Here is a 10,425-nt window from a genome sequence, read left to right as displayed (position 1 = left end):
ACAAAAGAAAAGACCCCTCGCGCACCCGCCAGAGCCCGGTTACCCTTGCTACGTTTCCGTCCTGGGGGAGTTGGCCTGGATGGCGCCACGCGAGGAGCCGAAACCAGTCTACCCAAATCTGAGGCCGCTCGCGATCGCGCAGAATGCCGGCGAGTTTTCGCGCCACGCGTCGTCGATTACCGCAGAACCGTCCACCCCGTTATGATCACTTGAGGTTGTTTTCGCTTATGCGTGTTCAACTCGCCAGGAGAATTCGCCTAGTGGCCTATGGCGCACGCTTGGAAAGCGTGTTGGGTGCAAGCCCTCGGGGGTTCGAATCCCCCATTCTCCGCACTTACCCATTGTTATCGCGCGCTGCGCACGAACGAAGGGATCGCCGTTGACGCAGGAGCCTGCCAGCAGCAAACCTTCTCGAAATGATCCTCGTCGGCAGCTGAATCCGCCGCGATTGCTATTCCGACGCGGATTAATCTCGGGACTTGTTTTTACCGTTCCTGTTTTCGGAGTGCTCTACGCGCTCACGGCCCCCGGCGGGCCATGGCTTGCCGTGGCCCTCACCAATGGTGTCGCCATCGCAGCAGCAGCTGCGGCATCCGTCGCTTATTTTCGCAGCGCCATTTGGATTGGCCCCAACTCGCCTCTGGTTACCGAGCGTGGTTTCTTCTTTGGGCGGATTACTCAGTTCGACAAGGCCGACGTCGAATCAATTCTGCTCGCTGAGGTTTACACCAGCGATGGCTCAGAGACCCGGCCACAGCTCGTTCTCTTGGGCGCCGACAACAAGCGATTGCTCCGAATGCGTGGGCAATATTGGACACAGAAAGACATGGATACGGTCACCGCTGAATTTTCGGTTCCCGTGTTCAGCATCCCGGGCGCTGTCTCCACCGGTGAGCTTCGGGAGGACTACCCCCACGCTCTCTACATAATGGAGCGCCACCCGGTGTTCGTTGCGCTTATTGCGATTGGCGGCACCGCCGCTACGGCCGCGATTTTGATGGGCGCGCTGGCGCTCATCCAGGTCGTCAGAGCTTAAACGCTGGATGCCGCGGCCCCACGGCCGCCGAAGCGACCTGTGGTTCCGCGGCATCGGCCGTGCGGAGAACTAGCTCTTGACTGACCCACTCATGAGTCCGCCGACGAAGTACTTTCCGAGCACGATGTACACGATCAGGGTGGGCAGCGAAGCGAGCAGCGCGCCAGCCATGGCAGCGCCATAGTTAGCCAACTGAGCGCCTTGAGCCAGGTTGTTGAGCGAGAGCGACACAGGCCCCTCGTTCTGGTTCGAGAGGAACAGAGCGAAGAGGAAGTCGTTCCACGCTGACGTGAACTGCCAGATGATCGTCACCACGAAGCCCGGCAGCGACAGTGGCAACACAATGCTGCCAAAAGTGCGCAGCATTCCGGCGCCATCCATGCGCGATGCTTCCATCAACTCGTGCGGGATGCTCGCGTAATAGTTACGGAAGATCAGCGTACAAATCGGCAGACCGTAGATGACATGAACGATGAGCAGAGTGGAGATATCGCTTGGCAAGCCCAGCGTGGTCTTCATCTGCACCAGCGGGGTCATGATCGCTTGGTAAGGAATGAACATTCCGAACAGGATGACCGTGAAGACGATGTCGGCGTACGGGAAGCGCCAGCGAGCCAACACGAAACCGTTCATCGCTCCGAGGAATGATGCGATCAGTGCGGCGGGAACCGCCAGCAAGAACGTGCGACCGATGGATGCCGACAACGCGTTCCAGGCAAGTGCCCAGTTGTCGAAGCCGGTGGGGCCGCCTTCAAGCGCGGGCTCCCAGGGCCAGCGAACGGGTAGCCCCCACGAGGTGGCGGGGTTAACGTCCTGCGGCGGCTTGAGGCTCGTAACGATCAGCACGTAGACGGGCATCAACACGACGATCAGGAACAGCACGAGCAAGACGTATTTGACGGTGCGGCTCAGTCGCTTGCGCGTCTTGAGCGCCGACTGCCCGGGCATCTCTGTGTTGCGGGAGACGTTGGGCTTCTTCTTAGTCTCAGTGACGACGCTCATCGCTGCTTCCTCTCTGCTCGGGCCGTATAGATCAGGTAAGGAACGATCAGCACGGCGACGAAGAGCAACAGGATCGTCGCAATCGTTGCGGACTTTGCGTAGTCGTTCGCGGTGAGGGCAACCCACAGGTAGGTTGCGGGAACCTCGGTCTGGTAGATCGACTTCGTGATCGCCATGATGAGGTCGAAGACCTTCAGCGACATGTGGCCGACGATGATGAGGGCCGAGAGGGCGACGGGGCTGAGCTGGGGGAAGATCACGTAGCGGTAGAGCTTCCACTCGGTTGCGCCATCCATGCGGGCTGCTTCGCGCAGCTCTTCAGGGATGCCACGGAACCCGGCGAGGAAGAGCGCCATAACGTAGCCGGCAAGCTGCCAGATTGCGGGAAGAGCGATTGCGGCCATGCCCCATCCCGGTTCACTCCACCAGGCGTTCTGCAGAAAGTCGAGCCCCATGATCTCGAAGATTCGGTTCAATCCGGATGCACGATCACCCTCGGCACTGTTGAGCAACCAGCGCCACACGACACCGGATGCCACGAACGAGATGGCCATCGGGAACAGGAATACGGAGCGAAAGACACCCTCTGCGGTGACGCCCTTGTCGAGCATCCACGCCCAAATGAAGCCAAAAAGCATGGTTCCCACGATGAAGAACACGGTGAAAACACCGAGGTTTTGCAGCGAGTGGATAAAGCGCTCTTCGGCAAAAAGCGCAAAGTAGTTGTCGAGTCCTACGAACTCGGTTGCTGGCACAAGACTGTGCCGATTGCTGAGCGACACCGAAATGTTGGCGCCGATCAGGCCATAAACGAAAATGCCGATGACGATGATCGTCGGTGCGATCAGCAGGAGCGGTGGCCCCCAGTTTCTATACCCTTTATTCACGCGCGAGCTCCTCGGTTTGCACGGTAGTGGGTGGGGGCATTGCTGCCCCCACCCACAATTTCTCGTAGTGCTAGTTAGCCCTGAGCCTTGTCAGCGGCGGCGACGAGTCCCGACAGGAGCGAGTCACCATCGCGGTCAGCGCCGAACTTACCGATAGCCGAGGAGATATCTCCCGACCAGGCGATGCTGGCTGCTGCGCCATGGGCGAGCGAGCTCACAACGGTGTCTTCACCGAACGACTTGATAGCGGTCTGCTGGTACGCGGGGTAGTCAGCGGCAACGGTGTCAGTGCGAGCCGGGATTGAACCCTTGGCGAGGTTGAATGCCTTCTGGCCTTCAGCGGAGCTGATGGTCGTCAGCCAGTTGAGTGCTGCTGCCTCGTGAGGGGCACCAACGGAGAGCGTGAACGAGTCAGCAAGGAAGTCGAAGACTCCTTCGGTGCCGGGGGTTGCCCACGTGGTGTACTCGTTGTCGTAGGTCCAGCCAGCCTGCTGGAATGCAGACTCGGCCCAGTCACCCATGACGTTGTACGCAGCGTTGCCGTCGAGAACGATCTGCGTTGCGGCATCCCAGTCAAGACCAGCGAAGTCGCTGTTGGTGTATTCGAGAAGCTCACCGTAGTGGCCGATGGCGGTTTCTACGCCAGCGTCGTCCCACGCGGTGTCGCCGGTCCAGAGTCCCGAGTAGTCGTCAGCACCGAGGTCGGCGATGAGAACGTTTTCGAAGAGCTGCATCTGGGTCCACTCGGTACCGAGGGCCAGAGGAGTCTCAACGCCAGCAGCCTTGAGCTTGGCGAGGTCTGCGAGCCAGGCGTCGATGTCAGCAGGCGCTGCCTGCGGGTCGATGCCCGCATCCGTGAGCACCTGAGTGTTGGCCCACACGACGTTTGCACGGTGGATGTTGCTGGGCACAGAGTAGATCGCACCGTCAACAGTGATGCGCTCGATCAGGCTCTCGGGGAATACGTCGGTGAGGCCGTTCTCTTGGAAGAACGAGCTGAGGTCTTGAAGCTGACCGGCGTTGATGTAGTCCGTGAGCTCGGCTCCGGCGTGAGCCTGGAACGTGTCCGGCGGGTTGTTGGCTTCGAGGCGTGACGCCAAGGCAGCCTTTGCGTTGGAGCCGGCGCCGCCAGCAACAGACGCGTTGATGAATTCATCATCAGGGTTCTGCTCTTCGAAAACCTTAACGAGAGCATCGAGGCCGACCTTCTCGGACCCTGATGCCCACCAGGTGAATACTTCAACCTGGTTAGCGTTCTCTGGGTCGGTGGTTCCGGTGTCGCTCGAGCAGCCCGCCAGAACGAGGCCTAAGGCCACCGCCCCGGCGATAATGGAAAGTGGCTTACGCATTCTGTGTTCCTCCATTGGAAAGTGAGTGCTGTTCCGTTCAAGAAGTGAATCGGACCTAGCCCAGTAAACTGTGCCGACGTTGGGTTTGACAAGTGAACGCAACCACTTTTTACGAAATTCATTGATCACGATTTGGCAACGGCGTTCATAACGGGGCGTGATCGAGCGGTGGTGGCGCCGGCTCTAGGGTAGAAATTGCCCGTAAATACAGGGAACTAGCCACCCAAAGGATGCGAGACCGGGCCTGAAATGCCGCAGACGACGAGGAGCCGATCTAGCGGCGCTTGAGCGTAGAAAAGATTCCGCGCAAGACCTCGCGCACCACTGTTTGTCCAGTTCGTGAACCCAAGACGTCTTCCAAAACATTGGGTTGCTTGCGCGTCGACGAACGTGTCGTTGTGCGCGTAGACGACTTCGGCGCAGACTTTTGGTTCATATCTTTGAGCGCTCGCTCGTACTCGGCCTGCACTTTTGCTTGCTCTTTAGCTGTGGCCTTCGCCGACTTTTCCGCTTCTTCTGCCGCCTCGAGCGCAGCATCCGCGTCGGCCGCGGCGTTCATCTTGACCGCCAAAATCTCGCGCGCTGACTCACGATCCACCGCCGTGCCATAAGTCGCCATCAGCGGGGAGGCCGCAACCGCTGCTGCCATCACCGCAGCATCAGTCGGAGCCATCGACCCCCGCGGCGCCCGCAAGCGATCCACGCCACCGGAGTGGGGGCACCCTTCTCGTTCATCACCGTAATGATCGCCTCGCCGGTCGCCAGTGTGGTGAGCACTTCGCCCAGGTCATAGCCCGAAGTTGGGTACGTCGAGACTGTCGCCTTGAGCGCTTTCGCCGAATCCGGCGTATGGGCCCGCAGTTGGTGTTGAAAACGAGAACCAATCTGAGCGAGAACATCGCTCGGCACATCCTTCGGGGTCTGGGTCACAAAGACCACACCAACGCCCTTAGAACGGATCAAGCGCACAGTTTGAGTGATCGACGCGATGAAATCCTTCGACGCATCCTTGAACAGTAAATGAGCTTCGTCGAAGAAGAACACCAGCTTGGGCTTGTCGATGTCGCCCACCTCAGGCAGGTCATTGAAGAGATCAGCAAGCAGCCACATCAAAAATGTGGAAAAAAGCGCAGGCTTATCGTTCACGCCCGGAATCTCGAGCAGACTCACGATGCCTTTGCCCTCGGCATTCGTGCGCAAAAATAACGACGTATCGATCTCAGGCTCACCAAAGAATGCATCCGCACCCTCATTCGCAAAGCTGATCAGCTCACGCAGAATGACGCCTGCAGTCGCCGAAGAAAGCCCGCCAAGGTTCTTCAACTCTGGCTTTCCCTCGTCACTGACGAGCCACTGCACGACGGCACGCAAGTCGCTGAGATCCACTAGAGGAAGCCCAGCCGTGTCGGCATAGTGAAAAATTAGGCCAAGACTCGACTCTTGGGTGTCGTTCAGGCCAAGCACCTTAGAGAGAAGCAGCGGGCCGAAACTCGACACCGTGGCCCTAATCGGCACACCAGTACCCACACCGCCGAGCGTGAAATATTCGGTCGGAGATGCCGCCGGCTGCCAGTCCTGACCGATCGAATCTGTGCGCTCCAACAGCTTCTCACTAGAGGTTCCCGCGGTCGCGATCCCCGAAAGGTCACCCTTGATGTCTGCCGCGAACACGGGAACACCCGCCGCCGAAAGCTGCTCGGCCAACACTTGCAACGTTTTAGTTTTTCCCGTGCCCGTTGCCCCCGCGACCAAGCCGTGACGATTGAGCATCGCGATCGGGATGCGCACAGGAACATCAACGAGAGCATCACCGTTGACGAGTGCCCCCATCTCGAGCACCTCGCCCTCAAAAGCGTAACCATCGCGAATAGCAGAAACCTCTGCTGTGGTGAGCGGGCCCTCAACGGGGTCGGGCTTTTCGGCCGTCTTTGGCTCGGCGTCAGCTGGCTCAGCCGTCGTTGGCTCGGCAGTCTTCTCGAGCAGGTCCTGCGCCTCGGCGGCTACCGACGCCGACGCCGCTTCGGCAGCCGCGAGCGCGGCCTGCGCTTCGGCTAAGGCCTTCTTGGCTGCTTCTACTTGGGCTGCGGCATCCGTCATTCTTCTAGCCTAGAGAGTGGCGGGGCCCAGCGCTCCTCTGATTGTCAATCGTCAGCCAGTTTCGGCGGAGAGCTTTCGAGCGAAAGGGGCCGCCAGAATCACGGCAACGCCGACACCAATTAGAGCCCCGCCGATGGTGTCGCTGATCCAGTGCGCCCCCAAATAGGTGCGACTAAGAATCATCAGGATCGTATACACGATGCCGATGATCCATACCCAACGGCGCTGCAACAGGATGATCAGAACCACGGTAAGCGTTGCCGCATTCGCTACATGCCCCGAGGGGAATGAGCCAAGATCGGCGGTAACCAAAATCTCGGTAGGTCGCGCACGACCAAAGGTGACCTTGAGCAGTTGAACAACTCCGGCACTGAGCGCGGAGGCGCTAACAAAGTACAGTGCGGCCCAACGGCGTTTGACGAGCAGAAAAACCAGCGCGCCGCCGAGCGGCACGAGGAAGACCCCAAACCAGCCGCCACCGATGAAGTTCATCACCAACGCCGCACCCGTGAAGAAACTGGAGCGGATATTCACGAAATCCGTGAGAACCAACTGGTCGATACTGAGCGGGCTGTTACGGGTCGCTATTAGGGCCCCGAGCAGTACGGCAAGAGCTAACGCCCCTACCCCACTAATGAGCGGCCAATGATTTGTTACGCGACGGGCGTCGGCATGAGAGAGCTGTTTCTGCACCACACCACGCTAATACCTGAACCTCAGCAAATGCTTTGACTGCGCAGCTCGCCGAAGTCCGCGAAGTTCGCGGTGCGCAGCGTCGGCCCGTGCCGCAGTAACGCTCAACGCCTGAGCTCCTCAACGCGTGAGCTCCTTAGCGCGAGAGCGCGGGCACCGTTCGCGGACGCACCACGGTCCACATGATGATGATCGACACCGTTGCCGTGCAGGCCATCACGATGCCCATGGGAATCGCGTTGGTGATTCCGAACCAGCCGACGATGGGTGACGTGAGTCCGGCTAGCCCAAAGTTCACTGCCCCCAAGACGGATGCAGCAGTCGCCGCCTCTCCCCCGTGGTTCGCCAGCGCAAGCACTTGTGTCGTGGGGAACGAGAAACCGCAGAACATGACGAAGAAGAACAGTGGAATGAGTACGGCAAACAGATCACCGTTAACGACATCCAAGAAGACAATTGTGGATGCCGAAAGCAGCAACCCGACCCCCGCGCCAGCGAGGATCCATTGAGGGCCGATGTAGCGCATAAGGAAGGCGCTAGCTTGAACCCCCACGACAACGCCAACGGAGTTAGCGGCGAAAACGAGTCCGAACGCTTGAGGATCGAGTCCGTAAACATTCTGGAGCAGGAACGGAGATGACGACAGGTAGGCGAATAGCCCCGAGAATGTCATGCCGGCGATGATTGCGGTGCCCACGAAAACTCTGTCCGTGAAGAGTGCCTTGTAGCGATCACGCGCCGTAGCGTGACCTAGGTCGCGACGACGAGCAGGGGGCAGGGTTTCGACAATGAAGAACCAGGCCGCCAGCAATACGAGCGCTCCGTAGATGGCCAAGAATACGAACATTCCGCGCCAGGGAGTGATCAGTAACAGCTGGGAACCGATGAGCGGGGCCAAGATCGGAGCCAACCCCTGAACAAGGGCTAGCCGCGAAAGCATGCGCACAAGCGGCAAGCCCCCGAACAAGTCGCGGACGATGGCCATCGTGACAACGGCACCGGCAGCAGCACCCATGCCCTGCACAAGGCGGAAGACGAATAGCATCTCGATGTCGCCGGCGAGCGCGACGCCGAGGCTCGCAATCAGGTGCACGCTCGTGGCCACGATGAGCGGAAGCCGCCGTCCAAAGCGGTCACTCAGCGGACCGACGATGAGTTGCCCCAGCGCAAACCCGAGCGTGGTTGCCGTCAGCGTCAGCTGGACAACTGCCGCGGTCGTTTCCAGATCTGCCTCAATGAGCGGGAATGCTGGCAGGTAGAGGTCGACCGTGAAAGGGCCGAGCGCGGTCAATGCGCCTAACACCAGAACGTAGACGAGGCGTTGGCGTGCAGAGAGCGAGTCACCGGGATGAACGACGGTAGTCAAACGAATCCTTGCTAGGAGAAGGCCCAGTGGGCGCGGCAGAATGAGTGCGCCCGCAACCCCGAGGGCTAACCCAGCCTACGCCTGCGTGAGCCCCGACCACGACGTTCCGAAAAGTGGACTCAGGGCAACGATCGCGTAAAACAGGGCTGCGCCCAGCAGTACGGGAACTAATCCCCACAACTCAACCGTTGACCCAGCGAGAAGACTGCCCAGCGGCATGCCAGCGGTAACACCGGTAGTTAGCGCCCCCAGTACCCGCGCGCGCAGCGCACGGGGCACCACTTCGTAGAGCGTTGCCGAAAGAAGCGGATTGATCGAGCCAGCGGCGAGGCCCGCAATCATCATCGCTGCGAGAAGCAACGGTGGGGCACAGTGCGCGAGCATCGCCAGGTAGGGAACCGGACCGGCGATGAGAAAACCCCCAACAAGGAGCGCCTTCTTCGGCAGCCGGTGGCCGAACTTTGCGAAGGCTAGAGCACCGGTCAAAGCACCCGCTGCGAATGAACCCATGATGAGCCCGAGCAGAGAGCCGTCGGGCGTGACAGTACGCGCGTACACCGGAAACAGCACGAGAAAACCGGCGGCATCGATCAGATTCGTGACGACGACGAGCAACACCACGCTGCGGATGATTGGGGTTCGAGCCGCGAATCTGACCCCTTCGACGAACTCTGCCCACACCCCGGCCGGCATGATGCCTACGTCCGCAGCCGAACTCGACGAGGCGCGCGGAAGGATGATTCCAATAAAAACAGCAGACACGAAGAAAGTGATGGCGTCGATGAACAGCGAGTTGAGAGCCCCGATTGACACCAAGAGCACTGAGGCCAGAGCAGCCCCGGCCAGCATCGCCGATCGAGAGATTGCCGAACTAGCGGCGGCGGCACGGGTCAGTTGCACTCCAGCGTCACTCGCAAAGTCAGGCACCAGAGCCTCCTTCGCTGTACGCCCCGGAGTGTCAAGCAGCCCGCTGAGAAAGACGAGAAGGAGTAGAACGCCGAATGGCAGACCCACCGTCAGGGCCAGCAAGGGAATGGCCAACACGGTGAGCCCGCTGGCCAAATCTGCCAGAACCGCTGCCCGACGAAAGCCGAAGCGGTCGACCAACACACCACCCACTGCGCCGCCGATAATCATCGGCACCGTTGCGAAGGCCCCGGCCACCCCAGTCGCTGCAACCGAATCCGTCAGTTGGAGAACATAGAGCGGCACGACGATCACCGTTACGGCGTTGCCGACGAGCGAAAGCCCGTGCGCGATGAGCAACACGATCAGGGGCCAGACCGCTGACTGACCGGCGTCCTTCGACGATTCGCTCGGCACGTCTGGCGTGCTCGGCACGTCCATCCTGCTCATGGTCGCCGGATAGCGTGGGCAATGAGGTACACCGCCTGAGCCTCCGCGCGCGTGCGGTCGCTGCGAGCGTGCCACTTGCTCAAGACGGCCTCGAGTTCTGCTGCCGCCGCTGCTAGTTCTTCTGCAGTAAGAAAGGCCGCAACATCCGATGACCCTGATGCTTTTACCCACTCTTCGGGCAGTTCGCGCTCTCGTTCCACCGCTCGATGCAGCTCGGCGGCCAAGATGTCGAACGACTGATGGCGCAGTTGGTTTGTGGTCTCTCTGAACTCCGGAGATGTTTCTGGTTCTGCTGCGCTTAGTCCGGTGAACTCGTGACTCGCCCTCCACCACGTTTCGCGGCGGTCCCCTGACGCGTTGACGGCGGGTTCGATGAACCCACCAGCGGCAAGTGCTTTCAAGTGGTAGCTCACGGTGCCTGCCGACTCGCCAACTATGACGGCAAGCCTGCCGACGGTGGCCGGACTTGTGATGCGCAGCTCGGCCAGCAACGTCATTCGGAGCGGATGCGCGAGAGCCCGCATCCGCGTGATGCTATCGAGCGGAACCGAGGTTGCTGCAGAGCCTGGCGAGACGTTGTCATCGTTCATACCTCTACATTATTTACACAAGAACCATTGTGCAATAGTTCTTGTGTAA

The 10,425-nt window shown here is 60.0% G+C and carries 8 protein-coding genes, 1 tRNA gene, 1 other RNA gene and 1 pseudogene; 2 read left to right on the top strand and 9 right to left on the bottom strand.

The window, feature by feature from the left end; all coding sequences use genetic code 11:
- Positions 1–5 precede the first annotated feature (5 nt).
- Positions 6–102: signal recognition particle sRNA small type (gene ffs, locus ON14_RS15540), an RNA gene on the bottom strand.
- A 144-nt stretch (positions 103–246) separates the two neighbouring features.
- Here ffs and ON14_RS12555 point away from each other — a divergent pair.
- Both ON14_RS12555 and ON14_RS12550 read left to right on the top strand, forming a co-directional pair.
- Positions 247–331: transfer RNA gene (locus ON14_RS12555), tRNA-Ser, on the top strand.
- 174 nt (positions 332–505) lie between these two features.
- Positions 506–1,036: a hypothetical protein gene (locus ON14_RS12550; RefSeq protein WP_202800951.1), complete on the top strand. Its 531-nt coding sequence runs from the start codon at positions 506–508 to the stop codon at positions 1,034–1,036.
- A gap of 69 nt (positions 1,037–1,105) precedes the next feature.
- Here ON14_RS12550 and ON14_RS12545 read toward each other — a convergent pair whose 3' ends face one another.
- From ON14_RS12545 to ON14_RS12510, 8 genes and pseudogenes are all read right to left on the bottom strand, one after another.
- Positions 1,106–2,038 carry an ABC transporter permease subunit gene (locus ON14_RS12545; protein ID WP_010205598.1) on the bottom strand — a complete coding sequence of 311 codons (933 nt, stop codon included), beginning with the start codon at positions 2,036–2,038 and terminating at the stop codon, positions 1,106–1,108.
- Positions 2,035–2,925 (bottom strand): carbohydrate ABC transporter permease, encoded by an 891-nt coding sequence (locus ON14_RS12540; protein ID WP_010205596.1) that lies wholly within the window; start codon positions 2,923–2,925, stop codon positions 2,035–2,037. The genes ON14_RS12545 and ON14_RS12540 overlap by 4 nt, the downstream gene beginning before the upstream one ends.
- 74 nt (positions 2,926–2,999) lie before the next feature.
- Positions 3,000–4,274, bottom strand: coding sequence for an ABC transporter substrate-binding protein (locus tag ON14_RS12535; RefSeq protein ID WP_010205594.1), 1,275 nt, complete (start codon positions 4,272–4,274; stop codon positions 3,000–3,002).
- Positions 4,275–4,548: 274 nt separating this feature from the next.
- Positions 4,549–6,104: pseudogene (locus tag ON14_RS12530) on the bottom strand (helicase HerA-like domain-containing protein).
- Positions 6,105–6,422: 318 nt separating this feature from the next.
- On the bottom strand, positions 6,423–7,064 hold the full coding sequence (locus tag ON14_RS12525) for a phosphatase PAP2 family protein (RefSeq protein ID WP_039742834.1): 642 nt from the start codon (positions 7,062–7,064) through the stop codon (positions 6,423–6,425).
- A gap of 136 nt (positions 7,065–7,200) precedes the next feature.
- Positions 7,201–8,430, bottom strand: a complete 1,230-nt coding sequence (locus tag ON14_RS12520; protein WP_010205590.1) for a multidrug effflux MFS transporter — start codon at positions 8,428–8,430, stop codon at positions 7,201–7,203.
- 75 nt (positions 8,431–8,505) lie between these two features.
- A complete protein-coding gene (locus tag ON14_RS12515; RefSeq protein WP_081503569.1) occupies positions 8,506–9,786 on the bottom strand; it encodes an MFS transporter in 1,281 nt (426 codons plus the stop codon).
- Entirely contained in the window at positions 9,783–10,376 is a 594-nt protein-coding gene (locus tag ON14_RS12510; RefSeq protein WP_010205587.1) for an ArsR/SmtB family transcription factor, read from the bottom strand. The genes ON14_RS12515 and ON14_RS12510 overlap by 4 nt, the downstream gene beginning before the upstream one ends.
- Between the last annotated feature and the right edge of the window lie 49 nt (positions 10,377–10,425).

Source organism: Salinibacterium sp. PAMC 21357 (assembly GCF_000247645.1).
In the GTDB taxonomy this organism is placed as follows: Bacteria; Actinomycetota; Actinomycetes; order Actinomycetales; family Microbacteriaceae; genus Rhodoglobus.
Note: the sequence above shows the minus strand (reverse complement) of the source record. Positions and strands in the feature narration are given on the sequence as shown.